Origin of the sequence: Stecheria intestinalis (assembly GCF_009696165.1) — a bacterium.
Taxonomy (GTDB): Bacteria; Bacillota_I; Bacilli_A; order Erysipelotrichales; family Erysipelotrichaceae; genus Bulleidia; species Bulleidia intestinalis.
The window spans coordinates 1-18575 of the sequence record NZ_VUMN01000045.1; the positions used below are offsets into that span (position 1 = coordinate 1).

At 50.5% G+C, this 18575-nt stretch carries 17 protein-coding genes and 1 pseudogene; 14 read left to right on the forward strand and 4 right to left on the reverse strand.

From position 1 onward, the window contains the following. The first annotated feature begins 306 nt into the window (after positions 1 to 306). The 4 genes from hpt (at position 307) to FYJ51_RS12570 (ending at position 4504) form a co-directional block, all read left to right on the forward strand. Positions 307 to 846 carry a hypoxanthine phosphoribosyltransferase gene (gene hpt / locus FYJ51_RS12555; RefSeq protein ID WP_105304719.1) on the forward strand — a complete coding sequence of 180 codons (540 nt, stop codon included), beginning with the start codon at positions 307 to 309 and terminating at the stop codon, positions 844 to 846. Positions 847 to 861: 15 nt separating this feature from the next. Next, complete coding sequence (gene ftsH / locus FYJ51_RS12560) at positions 862 to 2733, forward strand: ATP-dependent zinc metalloprotease FtsH (RefSeq protein ID WP_105304718.1); 1872 nt, start codon at positions 862 to 864, stop codon at positions 2731 to 2733. Between the two features lie 221 nt (positions 2734 to 2954). Then, positions 2955 to 3317 (forward strand): BlaI/MecI/CopY family transcriptional regulator, encoded by a 363-nt coding sequence (locus tag FYJ51_RS12565; RefSeq protein ID WP_105304717.1) that lies wholly within the window; start codon positions 2955 to 2957, stop codon positions 3315 to 3317. Positions 3318 to 3319: 2 nt separating this feature from the next. Continuing rightward, entirely contained in the window at positions 3320 to 4504 is a 1185-nt protein-coding gene (locus FYJ51_RS12570; protein WP_154505923.1) for a M56 family metallopeptidase, read from the forward strand. 46 nt (positions 4505 to 4550) lie between these two features. Here FYJ51_RS12570 and FYJ51_RS12575 read toward each other — a convergent pair whose 3' ends face one another. Then, on the reverse strand, positions 4551 to 5120 hold the full coding sequence (locus tag FYJ51_RS12575; protein WP_154505924.1) for a TetR/AcrR family transcriptional regulator: 570 nt from the start codon (positions 5118 to 5120) through the stop codon (positions 4551 to 4553). A 154-nt stretch (positions 5121 to 5274) separates the two neighbouring features. Between FYJ51_RS12575 and FYJ51_RS12580 the strand changes: the two genes are divergently transcribed. From FYJ51_RS12580 to FYJ51_RS12625, 10 genes are all read left to right on the forward strand, one after another. Further along, a complete protein-coding gene (locus FYJ51_RS12580) occupies positions 5275 to 7329 on the forward strand; it encodes an oxidoreductase (RefSeq protein WP_154505925.1) in 2055 nt (684 codons plus the stop codon). Between the two features lie 10 nt (positions 7330 to 7339). After that, positions 7340 to 8617, forward strand: a complete 1278-nt coding sequence (locus tag FYJ51_RS12585; RefSeq protein ID WP_154505926.1) for an aconitase X — start codon at positions 7340 to 7342, stop codon at positions 8615 to 8617. Then, the gene (locus FYJ51_RS12590; protein ID WP_105304712.1) at positions 8614 to 9054 is read left to right on the forward strand and encodes an aconitase X swivel domain-containing protein; all 441 of its coding nucleotides are present in this window, start codon (positions 8614 to 8616) and stop codon (positions 9052 to 9054) included. The genes FYJ51_RS12585 and FYJ51_RS12590 overlap by 4 nt, the downstream gene beginning before the upstream one ends. A gap of 29 nt (positions 9055 to 9083) precedes the next feature. Next, complete coding sequence (locus FYJ51_RS12595; RefSeq protein ID WP_154505927.1) at positions 9084 to 10703, forward strand: CoA transferase; 1620 nt, start codon at positions 9084 to 9086, stop codon at positions 10701 to 10703. 74 nt (positions 10704 to 10777) lie between these two features. Next, complete coding sequence (locus FYJ51_RS12600) at positions 10778 to 11131, forward strand: hypothetical protein (protein ID WP_154505928.1); 354 nt, start codon at positions 10778 to 10780, stop codon at positions 11129 to 11131. Next, entirely contained in the window at positions 11131 to 11526 is a 396-nt protein-coding gene (locus FYJ51_RS12605; RefSeq protein ID WP_154505929.1) for a hypothetical protein, read from the forward strand. The genes FYJ51_RS12600 and FYJ51_RS12605 overlap by 1 nt, the downstream gene beginning before the upstream one ends. Beyond that, entirely contained in the window at positions 11523 to 13247 is a 1725-nt protein-coding gene (locus FYJ51_RS12610; RefSeq protein WP_154505930.1) for a glycoside hydrolase family 2 protein, read from the forward strand. The genes FYJ51_RS12605 and FYJ51_RS12610 overlap by 4 nt, the downstream gene beginning before the upstream one ends. Continuing rightward, the gene (hslO, locus tag FYJ51_RS12615) at positions 13244 to 14137 is read left to right on the forward strand and encodes an Hsp33 family molecular chaperone HslO (RefSeq protein ID WP_235897290.1); all 894 of its coding nucleotides are present in this window, start codon (positions 13244 to 13246) and stop codon (positions 14135 to 14137) included. Before FYJ51_RS12610 ends, hslO begins: the two co-directional genes overlap by 4 nt. Further along, positions 14116 to 15093, forward strand: coding sequence for a tRNA dihydrouridine synthase DusB (gene dusB, locus FYJ51_RS12620; RefSeq protein ID WP_328597276.1), 978 nt, complete (start codon positions 14116 to 14118; stop codon positions 15091 to 15093). The genes hslO and dusB overlap by 22 nt, the downstream gene beginning before the upstream one ends. 62 nt (positions 15094 to 15155) lie before the next feature. Beyond that, entirely contained in the window at positions 15156 to 15737 is a 582-nt protein-coding gene (locus tag FYJ51_RS12625) for a hypothetical protein (RefSeq protein ID WP_135358232.1), read from the forward strand. Between the two features lie 50 nt (positions 15738 to 15787). Here FYJ51_RS12625 and fucO read toward each other — a convergent pair whose 3' ends face one another. From fucO to FYJ51_RS13970, 3 genes and pseudogenes are all read right to left on the reverse strand, one after another. Further along, the gene (fucO, locus tag FYJ51_RS12630; protein ID WP_105304705.1) at positions 15788 to 16933 is read right to left on the reverse strand and encodes a lactaldehyde reductase; all 1146 of its coding nucleotides are present in this window, start codon (positions 16931 to 16933) and stop codon (positions 15788 to 15790) included. A 105-nt stretch (positions 16934 to 17038) separates the two neighbouring features. After that, on the reverse strand, positions 17039 to 17596 hold the full coding sequence (locus tag FYJ51_RS12635; protein WP_105304968.1) for a TetR/AcrR family transcriptional regulator C-terminal domain-containing protein: 558 nt from the start codon (positions 17594 to 17596) through the stop codon (positions 17039 to 17041). A 362-nt stretch (positions 17597 to 17958) separates the two neighbouring features. Further along, a pseudogene (locus FYJ51_RS13970) lies at positions 17959 to 18575 on the reverse strand (hypothetical protein); the annotation flags it as partial.

The window sequence follows — 18575 nt, forward strand, 5'->3', positions numbered from 1 at the left end:
TTGACCCATCTGCCGTCCTTATACTGTTTACCACGAAGGAAAATAGCGACCTCTCCGTTGGCGTAGGTGGTGGTTTCTACGTTCATAATGGGACCTCCAGAGAAATTATATCATAACTGGGAATAACTGGGAACACAGAATATATAAACTGTTGACAATAAAAAAGGCGATATCATCGCCAAAATCCGAATCCTATTGATTATCTGGTACTAAACTCAGGCGGGCTTGGCTGCGATGTGCAACACTATACTGCGGAACCGCAGGTGAATGTGATAAAATATTTTATTATTGACGGGAGGCGTCCAGATGAATCCTGATATCAAAACAATTCTTTATTCAGAAGAACAGATCCGCGAGCGTTCGGAAGAACTTGGGAAACAGATTGCGGAAGACTACAGAGATCGTCCGCAGGCGCCGCTTCTGGTAGCGCTTCTGAGGGGGTCGGTGCCGTTTCTGGCAGAGCTGATCAAGCATATCGACCTGGATATTGAATATGATTTCATGGATGTGACGAGTTATGAAGGAACGAATTCCACCGGGGATATCAAGATTCTGAAGGATCTGGATACTTCGGTCAAAGGACGTGACATCCTGGTGGTTGAGGATATTGTAGATACCGGAAAGACAGTCGCCGCGGTCCGGGAGATGCTGATGCATAAGGGTGCGTCTTCGGTGAAGATTGTGACGCTGCTGAATAAGCCGTCGCGCAGGACGGAGCAGGAAGAACCGGATTATGTGGGCTTCTTCGTGGATAATCTGTTCGTGGTCGGTTTCGGAATGGATTTCAATCAGAAGTATCGCTGTCTTCCGTATATCGGCGTACTGAAGGATGAATTATATCAGTGAGGAGAATAGGCAGGCATGCAGAAGAATAAATTTCTGAACACGCTTCCTGTGGTGATTGTCCTGATTGCGATCCTGAGTCTGTTTTCACTGAACTCAGGTTCGTCTAGTCAGAGCTATACGTACAGTCAGCTGCAGGAAACGCTGAAAAATGAGACCATCCAGGAATCGGTGATCTCAATTGGTTCCAATGTGGTGAATGTCCGCGGAACCTATGAAAATGATGAGGGCAGGCTGGTCAGCTTCAGTGCGACGGCTCCGGCTACTTCAGAACAGATTGATGAGCTTCTGGATCAGCTGAAGGATTCCAAGATCAGCATTGTAGATGCGGATGCCAGCGATGCATTCCTCGAAGTCATGTATTCTGTAGTTCCGCTGGTCCTGGTCATCATCATGGGCGTATGGATGATGAACCGCATGGGCGGTTCGAACAGCGCAAATGCCAAGGCATTTGAGTTCGGCAAGTCCAGAGCAAAGCTCGAGACGAAGTCGAAGGTGCGGTTTGCGGATGTTGCAGGCTGCGATGAAGAGAAGCAGGAGATGGCGGAGATCATCGATTATCTCAAGTATCCTGCCAAGTTCAAGAAGATGGGTGCCCGGATTCCGAAGGGCGTGCTTCTGAGCGGTCATCCGGGAACCGGCAAGACCCTGCTTGCCAAGGCAGTTGCCGGCGAGGCAAATGTACCGTTCTACAGCATTTCCGGTTCTGACTTTGTCGAGATGTTTGTCGGTGTCGGTGCGAGCCGTGTGCGTGACATGTTCAAGAAAGCGCAGCAGACTGCACCATGCATTATCTTCATCGACGAAATTGATGCCGTAGGCAGACAGAGAGGTGCTGGTTTCGGAGGCGGCCATGATGAACGGGAACAGACCCTGAATCAGCTGCTTGTTGAAATGGATGGTATGGAAGATAACAGCGGTGTCGTCGTCATTGCGGCTACCAACCGTCCGGATGTCCTTGATCCGGCATTGCTCAGAGCTGGCCGGTTTGATCGTCAGATCACGGTCGCACTTCCGGATCGCAAGGGCAGAAAGGCAATTCTCGGGGTTCATGCACGCAACAAGCATTTTGCCCAGGATGTGGATCTGGATGCGCTGGCGAAGCGTACGCCTGGCTTCAGCGGTGCAGATCTGGAGAATGTGCTGAATGAGGCTGCGATTCTGGCAGTCCGGGATAATCTCAATGAGATTCATATGGCTCAGATTGATGAAGCAATCGATCGTGTCATGATGGGCCCGGCAAAGAAGAGCCGTACCTATGATGAAGCGACGAAGAAGCTGGTTGCGTATCACGAAGCAGGACATGCTGTCATCGGCTTGTTCCTGGATAATGCCCAGGTTGTTCAGAAGGTCACGATCATTCCGCGTGGTCAGGCAGGCGGCTATAACCTGATGACTCCGAAGGAAGAGAAGATGATGAATACGAAGAATGATCTGCTTGCGACGATCACGTCTTATATGGGCGGGCGTACGGCAGAAGAGATGTTCTTCGATGATGTCACGACCGGAGCAGTGAATGATATTGAACGGGCGACAAATATTGCCAAGGATATGGTCACGCTGTATGGCATGAGCGATCTCGGACCGATCAAGTACAACTCCGGCAGTGAGAATGTCTTCCTCGGCAGAGATTACAACAGTCCGAATAATGTCTCTGGTCAGGTTGCGTTTGAGATTGACCAGGAAGTGCGCAAGATCGTCAATTCCTGCCATGAGAAGGCAAAGGAGATCATCACTGCGCATAAGACGGAGCTGATCCGGATTGCCGAGAATCTGATGGAGTATGAGACGCTGACTTCGGAAGAAATCCAGAAGGTCGTGAAAGGCGAATCCATTGCAGATGACTTCAAGGACAATGGTGCTGCACCTTCGGCACCTGCAGCTGCCTGAACACCATACAAAGCAAAGCGATGCTGAATCCTGCATATCCTGCGGGAATCGGCATCGCTTTTTTGGCGGTTCTGAAAAGTTCGGGGAAGCATAAACCGGAATGATGAATGTCTTATCATCGATGAAGGGTATCCACTTCCTGATTCAGCTCTTGCAGCAATGGAAAGGATCCATTATATTGTAATTGAACTACAATACGTAGACCTACGGAGGGATCAAGAATGAATACATTGAGCGAAGCAGAAGAAAAAATCGCAGAGCTGGTCTGGGCAGATCCAGGCATGTCTTCCATGGATGCAGTAAGAGCAAGCAATACAAAATATGGATGGAAGAAATCCACTGTATTCACGCTGATTCATCGGATGGAGGAAAAGAAACTTCTCTTGTCGGAAGATCATCGTCTCAGGATGAGCTGTTCCCGGGACGAATACTATCATCAGAAAGCTTCTGATTTTGTTCAGGCGGACTATTCCGGCTCTCTGCCGGTATTCCTGACAGCATTCATGAAAGACCGTGTGCTGTCAGACCAGGAAGCAGATGAACTGGAGGAACTGATCCGGTCTTACCGGGAAAGGAGAAAATAACCATGATGGAGACCTTGTTCCGCACGATTCTGAGAATGTCTCTCGAGGCGTCGGTATCCATTCTGATCGTGCTGCTATTCAGGTGTGCTCTTGTTCATGCAAAACGTTTCTGGTCTTGCCTGCTCTGGTTTCCGGTACTGTTCAGAATGGTGTGCCCGGCTGCTATTCCCTGGTCACTCTTCTCACGGATTCATTCTGAAACGGCATCTGCTATTTCTGAAAAGATATCTTCTGCTGGTTTTCTGAAGGCAGCACAGATTACTGAGTCTTCTGCCGTTCAGCCTGTTTCTATCTTCACTCTGATCTGGCTATGCGGAATCGCAGTGCTGTCTGTACGATCATACTGGTCTTATCAAAGATTCCGGAAATCGCTTCCGGCGGCATCTGGTTCTGCAATCGTCGAAAGCAGAACCATTCAGGAACCATTTATCTGCGGAGTCTTCCATCCGGTGATTTATCTGCCGGCTGGTCTGAAACAGGATGAGAAAGCAGCAGTAATCTGCCATGAATCCGCGCATATCCGGTATCAAGATCCTCTGATGAAATTCGTGTTCTGGATTGCGGTGATCATTCACTGGTTCAATCCGCTTTGCTGGCTTGCCTTCTGCCTGATGAGTAACGACTTCGAGATCCGTGCAGATGAACAGGTTCTGGAAGAGGGAACAATCCTGCCGGATTCCTATGCAGAAGTGATGCTGCGCTTTGCACGCCGATCTCATGGGCTGAAAGACCTGAGAGCCTTAGGCTTCTCTGCGGGATCTGCAAAATATCGGATCAGACATGCATTGAACCATGATTCTGGAAAGCTAAAGCCGATTCCTGCAGCAATTCTCTGCTTTGTCTGCATGACCGGGTGCCTCATGAATCCTCAGAGCAAAGCAAATGCAGATCTGATCCCGATCACTTCACCGAAGGTTCAGGATATGATCCGGCGTTCTTCGTTCGAAAAGGAGGACCAGATGGAATTGGAAGAGCTTCTGGTTCTTCAGCGGAAGATCTTAAGGGAGAATGAGGGTTTTGATGCATGGATTGCGGAGGATGGTGCCATGACGGTGACAGCAGAGAAGACAGAGCTCAGTGAACGGAATCGCATGATAAAACAGAATCTGAAAGAAGTTCAGACCGAATACAACCGGATTCTTGCAAGAGCGAAAGCTTCAGAATCATGGAATGACACCATGCAATGAAGCAGGGTCAAGAGCAGCATCAAGGAATGGGCGGAATCCCGCCGGTTCAGAAATTATCCTGGAAGTATCTTGTATAGAATTCAATCGCTTCAATGATCTCTTCTGCAACCTGTCTGCCGCTTTCCTGATAGCCGCCGGCAATCCATTCCAGGATGATGCCTACGGTGCCGCGGGAGGTGTAGACCGAGATCGTATGCAGCTTTTTCTGGTCGGCCTGAGGCAGATAGGCATGATATTTGGCTTCAAGGTACGGGACGATGCCTTCTTCGATGAAGCGGGAATAAGAAGAATAGTTTCTTGTGCTGAAGACGAGGGAAGTACGCTGGTGGTTGTCTTCCATGAATTTCAGGAGCTGGAGATACAGGTTGCGGTCTTTTCCTGGTTCCTGGCTGTAATCTTTCTGGATGATGCTTGCTATATTATTGAGATATTCAGAGAGATAGCTGTTTATCAGATCGGGAATATCATGGTAGTGAAGATAGAACGTGCTTCTGGTGATGTCGGCGGCTGCGGTCAGTTCACGGACGGAGATTGTATTGATGTCTCTGCCTTCTTCAAGAAGCTGGTTCAGGGCCAGGGAGATGGCTTCTTCAGTTTTTCTCTGTCTTCGATCCATGGGATAACCTCTTTTCTGATAGACAAAAAATGCCTGAGCGAATAGTAACAGATATTTCTGCAGAATTAGTACGGAAAATATTTCTGCATGCAAGGTAGAATAATACCTGAATGATGAACATATGTCTATTAATGTTCAGAAGGAAGGGGAATATATGGACGAAGAACTGAACAGCTTGTTTACGCCTTGGAAGATCGGAAATTGTGAGATCCGCAATCGGATTGTGATGACATCGATGGGAGGAACTGATCTTTTCGGATGGATGGAAGTCAATCATTTCGACAAAGCCGGAGCGGATTTCATTCTGGAAGTGGCGAGAAATGGTGCCGGGCTGGTGCTTCCTGGCTGCCAGCCAGTCTACAATCCGATGTTCGGACAGTGGCTGTATTCCAACAAGAAGATGTATGAGGATCTTGCAAAGTGGATGCCGGAATTTCATAAGACTGGTGCGAAGCTGTTTGTTCAGCTGACAGCAGGATTCGGAAGATCGTTCACGATCAGCGAGGCAATGGAGAAGCTGTACGTGAATCCGGTTCTCCGCGCGCTCAGCAAGCCGGTTATGGATTTTGATAAGATCTGTGCGACTGCTTCGCCTTCGCCGAATCGCTGGAGCGATAAAGTTCCTTCCAGAGCGCTGACAAAGAAAGAAATTGAAGAATATATCTCGGCGTTTGCCAAGTGCGCACTGCTGCTGAAGCAGGCAGGAGTGGATGGCGTGGAGGTCCATGCGGTCCATGAGGGATATCTGCTCGATCAGTTCACGCTGAAGTATGTCAATCACCGGGAAGATGAATACGGGGGCAGCTTTGAGAACCGGTATCGGTTTGCGGCTGAGATCGTCAAGGCGATCAAGGCTGCCTGCGGAAATGATTTCCCGGTCAGCCTGCGCTACAGCGTGATTTCAAAGACCAAGGGATTCCGCCAGGGCGCCTTGCCGGGCGAGACGTATACCGAGGCAGGCCGTGACATGGAAGAAAGCGAACGGGCTGCGAAGTTCCTGCAGGATGCCGGGTATGACATGCTGAATTGCGACAATGGCACATATGATGCATGGTACTGGGCACATCCGCCGATCTATATGCCGGAGAACTGCAACCTCGAAGATACGGAGCATATCCGGAAGTTCGTGGATATTCCGGTGGTATGTGCAGGAAGGCTGAATCCGCGTACGGCTGCGGAAGCGATCAAGGAAGGAAAGATTGACGGAGCCGGGTTTGCAAGACAGTTCCTTGCGGATCCGGAATGGATCATGAAGATGAAGGCAGGAAAGGAAGCAGAGATCCGTCCATGCATCCTGTGCCATAATGGCTGCTTCAACATGTGCCATTACAAAGGAGTTCCGAATGATCAGGATCTAAGCGATTCGCTGCATCTGGCAAGATGCGCAGTGAATGCGGAGACCATGCAGAAAGACAAGCATCATATCACGAGAACTTCTCATCCGAAGAAAGTTGCGATTGTCGGCGGCGGCATCGGCGGCATGGAAGCAGCGAGAGTGCTGAAGCTTCGCGGGCATGAGCCGGTGATCTATGAGAAGAGTGATCATCTTGGCGGAACGTTTGTCGCTGCATCCGCAGAGAGCTATAAAGGGAAGCTCAGAGACCTGCTTGCATGGTACCGGAGGCAGATGGAAGAGCTGCACATCGATGTGCGTCTGAATACGGAGATTCATTCGATCAAGGAGTTCGGAGAGGATCCGGTCATCATCGCAACCGGAGCGAAGCCGAGGGTTCTGAAGTCGGTTCCTGGCTATGAGAAGATGATTGAAGCATGCGACTATCTGAATGGAAAAGAAGTCGGCGATACGGTGGCGATCATCGGCGGCGGTCTGTCCGGCTGCGAGATTGCGTATGATCTGTATCTGAAGGGAAAGCATCCGGTCATTGTTGAGATGAAGGATGATCTGATTGCACAGAAGGGAGTTTGTCTGGCCAACAGTTCTTATCTCCGCGAGTATTTTGCCTGGAAGAAGGTTCCGGTATATCTGGAGACGACGCTTGCGGAAGTGAAAGACGGATCAATTCTCGTGAAGCAGAAAGATGGTTCTCTGAAGGAGATTGCGTGCGATTCCGTGATCAGCAGTGCGGGCTATATTCCTTCTCCGCTTGCAAAGGAAAGCAAGCAGGTGCATCTGGTCGGAGATTGCGATCATGTCGGCAATCTGCGTTCCGTGATCTGGAAGGCATACGAGACAGCAATGGAGATCTAGGGAGGATGCTATGAAACTGACAGAAGAACAGCAGGCAGTACTAGATGGAAAGAATGGAGAAACCATGGCCAAGGTCATGGAGACTCTGGTCAGATACGGAGAGCTTTTCAAAGCAGAGCGTATGGTTCCGGTCACCGGCAAGTACGGACATCTGGTCACGAGTTTCGGACTCGGAGTCATCAAGCCGGTTTACGGGCTCATGGATGAACTGATTGATGCCGGCATTGTCTCAAAGCAGAAGTTCACGATGGATCCGCGTCCTCTGGATCCGCGGGTGCCTTCGAACCTGATTGAGGATCTGGTGTTCCACAAGTTCATGTACAGCGAGCAGAAGAAGTATGAAGCACAGCTGGAGAAGCTAGGTCTTCTGAGCGAAGATTCGTTCTCATGTGCATGTTATTTTGACGAAGTCGGCAATAAGCCGAAAGAAGGCGATGTGCTGAGCTGGGCGGAGAGTTCTGCGGTCGTGTATGCCAATTCCGTGCTCGGAGCACGGTGCAATCGCAACAGCGGCATCCTGGAACTGTTCGGATCGATTCTCGGCTGGGTGCCGGAATTCGGATTACTGACAGATGAAGGCAGAAAGGCGACGTGGCGGATTGAAGTGAAGACTTCGAAGAAGCCGAATGCCCAGCTGCTTGGCAGTGCCATCGGCATGAAGGTCATGGAAGATGTGCCCTATGTGACAGGCCTGGATCAGTGGCTTGGCAAGGAGCTGACTCCGGAAGTATGTTCCTATCTGAAGAATTTCGGAGCAGCGTGTGCTTCCAATGGTGCTGTCGGGCTGTATCACATTGCCAATCTCACGCCAGAAGCAAAAAAACAGGGAGAAGCCCTGCTGAAGCCGGATGCCAAGGTGTATGTGATTGATGATGCGGAACTGGAGCGTGTCGAGAAGAATTATCCGCTTGTCTGGAAGAATCCGGATGCGAAACCGAAGCTCTGCTTCATCGGCTGCCCGCATCTGACCCTGACGGAGCTGAAGCAGTGGACGCATGACATCGCTGATGGGCTGAAGAAGAACAACCGGAAGAAGGTTGCCATTCCGACGGTCTTCACGACAGCACCAGGTGTGCTGAAAGAGTTCCATGCGCTGCCGGAATGGGGCATGGCAGAGTCTATGGGCATTGTTGTGAGCTATATCTGCCCGCTGATGTATATGGATAACCCGCTGTGTCATAACAAGCCGGTAATCACGAATTCGAATAAGCTGCGCACATATACGACCTGCCGGTTCGGACAGGATGAAGAGATTCTGAAGGCTGTGACAGGAGGAAAGCTGGCATGAAGACGTTCCATGGAAGAGTGGTAGTTCCGGGTACTGCGGAAGCAGCTGCACTGGTGAGTCATGAAGGATTCAATACGCTGGCAAGCTATCAGACCAGCATGTTAACCGGGGATAAGAAAGGAACGTGCTCGGATCAGAACAACCGGGATCTGTATCAGAAGCATCTTGCTGGATCGGCATTATGCATTCCGCAGACGATCGGTTCCACGACGGGAGGAATGATTCTGTTCACCGCCTGTTCGCGAGGCGTGAATCCTGCATGCATACTGTTTGCAAATCCGATTGATTCCATCGGGGCGGCCGGAGCATTGCTGTCGGATATCTGGACCGATGCGAAAATGCCGATTGTAGACAGTCTCGGAAGTGAATTCCTGGATTATGTGAAGACGGGCATGAAGATTACTGTCCGGGAGAATGGGGAAGTCATCGCGGAGTAATTCTGCGGAAATGGAATTGAGGGGGAAACATGAGTTCGGTTCTGGAAACGAAAGGCAAGCAGGCGCAGCTTTGCTATGAAGATCTGAAGAAAAGAACAGGGATTGAGCCGCGGACGGAGGTCCGGTTTGTCGTAGATGAAAAGCGCAGAAAAGAGATTGAGCGGGCGGTATGGACGCATAATCCATTTCCCGGAGTGCTGAAGCCGGTGCTGCTTTCACTGCGGCTGAAAGCAGTCAGGCGTCTGTTTCAGGACGAAAAGGTTCTGCAGACAGGACCTGCTGCAGCAATTCTTGCGCTGGATGCGGCAATGACCGAAGACTTCAGAAAAATGCGGGATCCGGATCAGCATTCTGACACCGTCTATTGTGATGTGGCGTTTGCAGGACTTCAGGTAATCCGGCTTTATATGTGTGCGTATGAAGGCAATCGGGAATTTATCCGTTCCCGGTATGAATCTGCGATCCGGGTGGATAACGCATTGAATGGCTCGTTTTACAAGTATGAGACCAAGGATCATCGGTATTTTTCGGCGCATGTGTATTATGAGTCCCAGAAGAAGATCATGATGGAAACACTCGGGATTCCCAAAAAGCCGGAAGAGTTTGTGTTCCGGAGTCTTGGCAAAGACAGGAAGCTTACTGCGAATGCGATCCGCAAGTGGAATGCCAAGGATCTGGAGGAAGCGGCGTTCCGGAATGGTGCCTGCGGGTGCATGCTCAGGACGCGCAGGGAGTGGGAGAATACGGAAGTCGGAAAGGCAGTGACTTCCATGCCGCTGTTCCGTCTTGAGAAAGCAGGGGAAGCGCCGCGGAAGTCGTTTGGCACTTATCGTCCTGAGCGGGGACCACTCTCCGGAATCAAGGTGCTGGATCTGACGCATATCATTGCCGGACCGGCATGCACCAGATTGCTTGCAGAGGCAGGGGCGGATGTCCTGATGATTCGCCGCAAGGATTATCTGCATCAGGAACAGGCGATGCTGGAGCTGGATGGCTGGGCTGGCAAGAACAGCATTCAGCTGGACTTTCATATTCCTTCTCAGCTTGCTAAGGCAAAGCAGCTGATTCAGGAAGCTGATGTGGTGATTTCTTCTTATCAGAGCGGGTCTCTGGATCAGTTCGGATTGTCTATCCAGGAGATTCACGCTTTGAATCCTGGCGTGGTGTATGGCTCTCTGGTGTGCTTTTCGGATACGGTCTGGAGAGAGCGGCCTGGCTGGGCGCCTTGTGCGGAAGATATCACGGGCCTTAGTATTCGAAATGGGTCGATTGAAAAGCCGGTGAACCTGAATGGAGTGCCGCTGGATTATATTCCTGGCATGATCCTGTTTGCGGGAATCATGAAGGCGCTGATGCTGCAGAAAAAAGAAGGAGGCAGCTATACCGTAACTGGTTCTCTGACCAGAGGCGGCTGCTGGCTTCATGAATGCACGGATCTCTGGGAAAAGGAGGGGAAGGATCTGCATGCGGAGCGCGGTCTGGTCAGAGAGGACATGCATGCGGAAGCATGGGATCAGGTGTTTCATCCGGTGAAGGGGACTTCTGCAGGAACGGTATATTTTCCTTCGCCTGCGACGGTGACGGATCGGATCGGGAAAGATCCGCGGTTTGCCAGAATGGTTTTCCATGATGGGTGTTCCGGGTTTTGAGAACAGCAAGCTCTGGCCTTGTATCTTGCGGCCGGATTTCTGATAAATGAGATACAATAGAAGCAGACGAAGGTATGAAGAAGAGAATACTGGCAATTGCTGCAGCATTAACATGGCTTCTGGCGGGGTGCTCTGCGGAAACAAGCGAAGAGAGTTCTGTGTCTGCTTCTCCTTCTGCAGTTCCTTCTGCTTCTGCGGTGAGTACTGCTTCGATGGAAGTCCCGGATCAGCTTGAAATCATCGATGGCGTAGTGGAAGAGGATCTGCCGAGAACCTTGAGAATCACAATCCAGGATATGGAAGTGATTTTCACGAAGGCAGATGCGTATACGTGTGCGGATGACCTGAACCCAGGGGATTCGGTGAAGGTTTATTATGATGGGGACCTGGAGAATCATCCGGCGGTTTATGAAGCGGAGAAAGAGTGATGAATGACGATCGGCCAGTTGATTTCAGCATGATTTCCAGTATCCTTGCAGGGCTTGCCGGAGGGATTCTGATGGGGGCTGTTCTGATCGCGATGATGCGCAGCGAAGGCTATCAGCTCTGGACGCTTTCGTTCTGGGTGATGATGGTGGCCGGGTGCATGCTGCCGTGGTGCCTGGATTTTCTGAGAATCCGGGGGCTTCATCTGCGGGTGGCAGAGTACCTGATGATCTGCGTATCCCTGGTACTGGCAATTGTATACGGGCTGATGGTCGCATCGAATGGCCCGGCAAGAGCGATGATTCTTACGTGCGGGCTGATTCTGCATATCGGCTCGGCGGGGGTGACGGGGATCCGTCTGTATATCCGGGAAAGAGATCGGAGCGATTATCGATGAAAACGCCCTGGGGAGAACATCTGAATACCGATATGCCTCTGGCAGAGTATCCCAGACTGATGCTGCAGAGGGGGTCTTTCACGTGCCTGAATGGCTGGTGGGAGTATCAGATCACTTCAGAGAAGGATCCGTTTTCAGAGAAAAACTGGAAGAAGATCCTGGTTCCGTTTGCGTTAGGAACGGAATTATCCGGGACGAAGGAGATTCTTCAGCCCGGGCAGGTATTGTGGTATCGGCATTCGTTTGCTTACCAGCCGACGACGGATCGGACAATTCTGAACTTTGAAGCGGTGGATCAGTGCTGCCGGGTATGGGTGAATGGAGTAGAGGCTGGTGCTCATGAAGGCGGCTATGCGCCGTTTTCATTTGATATCAGCGGCATGATCAAAGAGAAGAACGAAATCCTGGTCCGGGTGACTGATGACAGTGATCAGGGAATCTATGCATATGGCAAGCAGAAACTTGTTCATGGCGGGATCTGGTATCGGCCGATGAGCGGCATCTATCAGACGGTATGGCTCGAGGATCTGCCTGCACATGCAGTAGAAGATCTGAAGATCACGCCGGATTTTGATCATTCAAGGGTATATCTCCGCATGGTGGGAACCTTCACGCAGGCTGTGATCACGGTGTTTGCGGATGGGGAGCTCGTGCATCGGGGTATCACCTCAGGCAAGGATTATACGATTCCGCTGGAAAGCGTCCATCCCTGGTCGCCAGAGGATCCGTTTCTGTATCAGCTTTATATCCAGACGGAAGATGAGACGATCAAGAGCTACTTCGCAATGCGGAAATTCAGCAGCGGCAGAGATTCGCATGGAAAGATCCGGTTTCTGCTGAATGGGAAGCCTGCGTTTATAAGCGGAGTTCTGGATCAGGGATATACCCCGGATGGATGGATGACATATCCTTCGGAAGACATGATGTGCTATGAGCTCACCAAGCTGAAAGAGATGGGTTTCAATATGGTGCGCAAGCATATCAAGGTGGAGTGCCGCAGGTGGTATTCGCTGTGCGATCAGCTCGGGCTTCTGGTCATGCAGGACATGCCCAGCGGAGGCGGCCCGTATTCGTTCTGGCTGACGGGAATTCTGCCGACGCTTGGAATCCGCAGGGTCCATGACAATCAGTATGCGAAGTTCGGCCGCGCAGACGAAGCGAGCCGGAAGGCGTATTATCTGGAACTGGATCAGATGCTTGATACGCTGTACAATTACCCCTGCATCTTTGCGTGGGTTCCGTTCAATGAGGGCTGGGGCCAGTTTGACAGCTGCGCGGCATCGGAATATATCCGCGACTATGATTCGACGAGGCTGATCGACAGCGCCAGCGGCTGGCATGATCAGGGAGTCGGAGACTTCAACAGCAGGCATTGCTATTTCTATCGGTTCCATGAGCCGAAAGAGGATGGGAGAATTGCGCTTCTGAGTGAGTTCGGAGGTCTGATGTATCTGGAATACGGGCACAGTGAAGTGGATTCTCTGCATGGACTCTATCGGAAGTACCGGAACAAGCTGAAGCTCAATGAGGCGGTATTCCGTCTTTATGAGAAGAATGTTCTGAGGAATATTCCGAAGGGACTGTCGGGGTGTGTCTTCACGCAGGTGGCTGATGTCGAAGAGGAGTGCAATGGCTTGTTCACAGCAGACCGCAGGGTGATCAAGATTGATGCGCGGAGAATGCGCAAGATGAATCAGCGGTGTATCAGGAGTGTGAAATGATGAAAGATGAAATTGTGATTGCCGAGGCTTTGAATGGCCAGGTGAGAATACATGCGGCAAGAACGACTGCAATGGTAAAAGAGGCAGCCGAAGTGCATCACTGCTGGCCGACGAGTGCGGCAGCACTGGGCAGGACAATGACGGTAACGGCATTGATGGCAAGTGATCTCAAGGACCCTGAGGAACATGTGGTCGTGACGATTGACGGCAAAGGACCGGCAGGAAAGATCAGCGTGCAGGCAGATGGGGCTGGCAATGTGCGCGGCATGATCGGGAATCCGGAAGTATACCTGAGCAGAGCGGATGGGCATCTTGATGTCGGCAAGGCCGTCGGAATCGATGGAACCTTATCTGTTTCCAGAGATATGGGGCTGAAGGAGCCGTTTACTGGCGTTGTGGCATTGCAGACGGGCGAGATCGGAGATGATTTTGCATATTATCTGGTGCGCAGCGAGCAGACGCCGTCGGTGGTTGCCGTCGGAGTTCTGGTCGGTACGGATACGAAGGTGAAGACGGCTGGCGGAATGATCATCCAGCTGCTTCCGGATGCGTCGGAAGAGACGATTGAAGCGGTGGAACAGGTGACAAAGACCATGAAGCCGATGACGGAATATATGGATGAAGGAATCGAAGTCGAAGATCTGATCCGGCTTCTGTTTCCGGATGCGGCGATTCTTGAACATAAGCCGGTGCAGTGGCATTGCGGGTGTTCCAAAGAGTATTATGGGGAGCTTCTGCTGACGCTGCATGAGAAGGATCTGAAGGACATGATGGAAGAAGATCATGGGGCAGAGATCACCTGTTCATATTGCGAGAAGCAGTATCATTACAGTGAAGAAGAACTGAAGCAGCTCCTGGAGAAGAAGCAGTGTGGAAAATCGGCAGCGTAGAGATTGAGAGCCAGGTCGTTGCGGCGCCGCTTGCCGGAATTTCGAACCCAGTCTACCGGCAGCTTTGCCATTCGTATGGAGCCGGTCTGGTGGTCAGTGAAATGATCAGCGATAAAGCTCTGCATTTCCGCAATCAGCGGACGTTTGATATGTGCCGCACGGTGCCTGGAGAACATCCGGTGAGTCTGCAGTTATTCGGAGGAGATCCGGAGACGATGGCAGAAGCTGCCAGGTATCTGGATGAGCACACAGACTGCGATGTGATTGATATCAATATGGGATGCCCGGTGACGAAAGTGCTGAAAGCACATGCGGGCAGCTGGCTCATGGCAAATCCGGATATTGCAGTGGAAGTCGCAAAAGCAGTGGTTTCCAATACGAAGAAGCCGGTGACGGTGAAGATGCGGGCTGGCTGGGATCAGAATCATATCAATTGCGCAGATCTGGCAATGAGACTGGAGCAGGCAGGAGTTTCAGCGATTGCCGTGCATGGCCGCACCAAGAGCCAGTATTATTCCGGCAATGCTGATCTCTCGTATATCCGCATGGTGAAAGAGGCAGTATCGATTCCGGTGATCGGCAATGGCGATATCCGTTCCGTCAGCGATGCAAAGCGCATGCTGGAAGAAACGGGATGCGATGCGGTGATGGTCGGAAGAGGACTGCTCGGAAAGCCATATCTCATCGAAGAGCTGAATCGGGGATTAAGAGGAGAACCATACGAAGAACCTTCGTATGAAGCAAGACTGGATCTGTGCCTGGATTATGCAGAGAAGCTGTGTGCGTATGAAGGAGAGCATACCGCCATCAGCATGATGCGGGGCATGGCTGCCTGGTATGTGGCGGGCATGCCGTATTCTGCCGAGTGCAAGGCAAAGCTTTCCGGCATGAATTCTCTGGCCGAGATGAGAGAGATCATATCTGCCTATCGCCTGAGGCTGAATCAGAAAGAGTAATCATGCATGCAGACTGCAGGGAAACAAACCCTGCAGTTTTGATATCTGCTATGATGAGTGACATGAGAAGAAGAAGGATCAGAAAGCCTACTCCGGTATTCTGGATGATTGCAGTTCTGGCAGTGATTCTGACGGCAATATTCGTGCAGAGATCACCGACGGATCCGGATCAGTACAGTCACTATGTGCGCAGGCTCAGCTATGAGGAGATTGCACCATGTTCGGATAGCCCTCTGAAGACCTATATGGACTACCGGACGATCACGGATGAGACTTCTGATCAGTACCGCTATATCCGGGAGTATATGAAGATAGATCGGAAGACCGGTCTTCTTTATGACGCGGATGGATTTCTCGGCGTGGCTCTTGGCTATTCGTTCGGATCCATCGGAACCAGGTTTTATTTCGTGCTGGATACCGGAATCATTCTGCCGGTCGTGAAAGTGGAAGAAAAAGATCCGGCAGATGCGCCGGATGGGTGCAGGGTGGAACTGAATGGCTCTGTGCTGGAGTTTGTGATTGATGCAGAGCGGGCTGGTGCGTATTTCGGCGTGGCAAGCAATGGCATGGTGCTGCAAGGCAACTTCAATAATGATTCCAGGTTTGAAGGATCGATTCAGGAAATCGATCGGGTGACAGAGTAAGAAAAGACTCGCGGCATCCGGAGATGTCACGAGTCTGATCTTCTGTTCAGTTACATCAGCTTGCGGAACATTTCGATGACCTGTTCCTTGGTTGCTTCACGAGGGTTGCCCGGATAGCATGCATCATTGAGAGCATCTTTGGCGAGCTGATCCAGATCTTCTTCGCGGATCTTCTCGTTCTTTTCCGGAATGCCTACATCCTTGGAGAGCTGCTTGACTGCATTGATCGCAGCGTCTCTGTATTCTTCCTGGCTCATCTCATCGACGCCTTTGACGCCCATGGCACGGGCAATTTCACGATACTTTTCACCCGTATAGTCGCGGTTGAATTCCATCGTGATCGGCAGGAACATTGCGCAGGCAACTCCATGCGGCGTGTCGTAGTGAGCACTGAGCGTATGTGCCATGGAGTGGTCAATGCCGAGACCTACATTGGAGAATCCCATGCCGGCAATATACTGGCCGAGGGCCATGCCTTCGCGTCCCTTCGGATCATTGGCAACTGCAGCTCTGAGATTCTCGGAGATCAGACGGATTGCCTCAAGGTGGAACATGTCAGTCATCTCCCAGGCAGCCTTCGTAGTGTAGCCTTCGATGGCATGAGTCAGTGCATCCATGCCGGTGGAAGCGGTCAGTCCCTTCGGCATCGAGGACATCATATCCGGATCGACGACTGCGATGATCGGCATATCATGCGTATCGACGCAGACAAACTTGCGCTGCTTCTCGACATCGGTGATGACGTAGTTGATCGTGACTTCGGCAGCAGTGCCGGCAGTGGTCGGAACGGCGATGATCGGAACGCTCGGGTTCTTCGTCGGAGCAACGCCTTCCAGAGAACGGACATCTGCGAACTCCGGGTTTGCGATGATGATGCCGATAGCCTTGGAAGTATCCATGGAAGAACCGCCGCCGATTGCGAGAATGTAATCTGCACCGGAATCCTTGAATGCCTGAACCCCATGCTGGACATTCTCGATGGTCGGGTTCGGTTTGATATCGGAATAGACTTCATACGGAAGACCTGCTTCGTCGAGGAGTTTCGTTACTTTGTCAGTCACATGGAACTTGACGAGATCCGGGTCAGAAGCGACGAATGCTTTTTTGAAGCCTCTGCTTTTGACTTCAGTCACAATCTCTTTGATCGCGCCGAAGCCATGGTAAGAAGTGCCATTCAGTGAAATACGATTTGCCATTATTTTCTCCTTCTCGTGAACGAATTCACGTTACATGATCAGTGTAGCAGGGAAAGAGAAAAGAAAAGCGTTACACTTCATGACTTGTGTAACACTTTCACAAATTTATTCGAATACATGGAGTTTCGTAAACAGGCGGTACAGTTTCGGCGGCATGGCATCGATCATCAGATCAGCCAGCTCTTCCGGAGAAGTCTTCATACCTGACAGGACCCACTGACTTGTCTTGTATACACTTGCCTGACAGTACATTTCCAGCAGTTCCCGGATTTCTGAATCCGGATCATGTCCGGTCTTTTCGCGGATCAGATTGCAGTAGAATGCCGTGATGCGCTCGAAGTCATGATTCTTCAGGTTGTTCTGGGTATCAGTGCGGAAGGCATTGGTGAAAAAGATCTGTTCCTGGCGGATGTACCGGAACTTCTTCACGAGACCTTCATGCAGGGTCTTTCCGCTGCCCATCTGATCAAAGGACAATGCAAGCAGCTGATCGAAGTACTGATTGGCAAGATCATACTTGTCCAGGAAGCTGCGGTAGAAGGTCTGCCTGGAAACCCCGGCAGCGTCAGAGATTTCCCTGACTGTGATGTCTTCCAGCTGCTTATGGCGCATGCATTCCTTGAGTCCTTCAATTAACTGATTCTTCGTTGCTTCATTTCTCATCGGTTTAATGGTAGCAGAAAAGGAATGACTGGGTAAATGGATCATTGCAGGAACTGATCCAGTCAGAAGCATCGTAAAAACTCAGAATGTCGTGAACACCTTTTTGATTCTGTTCTTTTCTCATAACATAAACAAGTTCTGCAAGGGTCAATGCTGAAACATATCCTTCCGTTTCACTTGTTTCTCAGAGTGACTTTTTGGAGACTTTCATTTTGAATTGTCAAAAGCTTTCCCTGCATGAAATTCTTAATAATATTGCATGCAAGCATGATGAATTGATTCTTATTGAGATATAGTTACCAAATAGTGTTAAGATTTTTTGAAAATGTCCCATCTTGTTATAAAGCTTTTATATATCACAATCATTTGTTTTTCTCCTCCGCCATCTCATTGAGAACTTTCTGAAGTTCTTTCTCGTTATTTACTGAATAGATTCTGTCGCGCTTCCGCTCCCCAACCTTCATGCATGTGTAATGCTTTCCGTATCTTTCAATGTAGATCTCTTCTGTGATCGCATCTTCATAAACTGTAATACTCTGCTTCTGATTGAAGCGGACTACCTCTCCATCGCTTGTAACTGCTGTATACAGACTGTTTCCCATTGAGAATACGTTGTTCCTGATCTGCCTCGGATACTCAGCTCTGAAGATTTTCGAATAGTTGAAGTCAGCAGGTACTGGGCGGAACAGATCGTTCGGATCCTTCACCGGATATGAGAATTTCATATTCAGATAGAGCCGATATTTCCTGTTGAACCAGTCATTCAGAAAGTCGTAGTTATGAGGAATCTTCCATCGAATCAAATCATTCGGAAGCCTCATCTGCGCGGTGCCGTTATAGCGTTCCACACGCCCCTTTGCCTGGGAAGAATTGGCAAAGATCATCGTTACTCCCAGCTTATCCATCATTCTGGCAAACTGTGTCGGTGTACCTGCCTTAACGCTGCGAAATACTGAGAATTTATCCGAATACAGCGCTT

Excerpts from the sequence above, each read along its gene's own strand:
- hpt (WP_105304719.1), top strand. The coding sequence starts at position 307 with ATGAATCCTGATATCAAAACAATTCTTTATTCAGAAGAACAGATCCGC.
- ftsH (WP_105304718.1), top strand. The coding sequence starts at position 862 with ATGCAGAAGAATAAATTTCTGAACACGCTTCCTGTGGTGATTGTCCTG.
- FYJ51_RS12565 (WP_105304717.1), top strand. The coding sequence starts at position 2,955 with ATGAATACATTGAGCGAAGCAGAAGAAAAAATCGCAGAGCTGGTCTGG.
- FYJ51_RS12570 (WP_154505923.1), top strand. The coding sequence starts at position 3,320 with ATGATGGAGACCTTGTTCCGCACGATTCTGAGAATGTCTCTCGAGGCG.
- FYJ51_RS12575 (WP_154505924.1), bottom strand. The coding sequence starts at position 5,120 with ATGGATCGAAGACAGAGAAAAACTGAAGAAGCCATCTCCCTGGCCCTG.
- FYJ51_RS12580 (WP_154505925.1), top strand. The coding sequence starts at position 5,275 with ATGGACGAAGAACTGAACAGCTTGTTTACGCCTTGGAAGATCGGAAAT.
- FYJ51_RS12585 (WP_154505926.1), top strand. The coding sequence starts at position 7,340 with ATGAAACTGACAGAAGAACAGCAGGCAGTACTAGATGGAAAGAATGGA.
- FYJ51_RS12590 (WP_105304712.1), top strand. The coding sequence starts at position 8,614 with ATGAAGACGTTCCATGGAAGAGTGGTAGTTCCGGGTACTGCGGAAGCA.
- FYJ51_RS12595 (WP_154505927.1), top strand. The coding sequence starts at position 9,084 with ATGAGTTCGGTTCTGGAAACGAAAGGCAAGCAGGCGCAGCTTTGCTAT.
- FYJ51_RS12600 (WP_154505928.1), top strand. The coding sequence starts at position 10,778 with ATGAAGAAGAGAATACTGGCAATTGCTGCAGCATTAACATGGCTTCTG.
- FYJ51_RS12605 (WP_154505929.1), top strand. The coding sequence starts at position 11,131 with ATGAATGACGATCGGCCAGTTGATTTCAGCATGATTTCCAGTATCCTT.
- FYJ51_RS12610 (WP_154505930.1), top strand. The coding sequence starts at position 11,523 with ATGAAAACGCCCTGGGGAGAACATCTGAATACCGATATGCCTCTGGCA.
- hslO (WP_235897290.1), top strand. The coding sequence starts at position 13,244 with ATGATGAAAGATGAAATTGTGATTGCCGAGGCTTTGAATGGCCAGGTG.
- FYJ51_RS12625 (WP_135358232.1), top strand. The coding sequence starts at position 15,156 with ATGAGAAGAAGAAGGATCAGAAAGCCTACTCCGGTATTCTGGATGATT.
- fucO (WP_105304705.1), bottom strand. The coding sequence starts at position 16,933 with ATGGCAAATCGTATTTCACTGAATGGCACTTCTTACCATGGCTTCGGC.
- FYJ51_RS12635 (WP_105304968.1), bottom strand. The coding sequence starts at position 17,596 with ATGAGAAATGAAGCAACGAAGAATCAGTTAATTGAAGGACTCAAGGAA.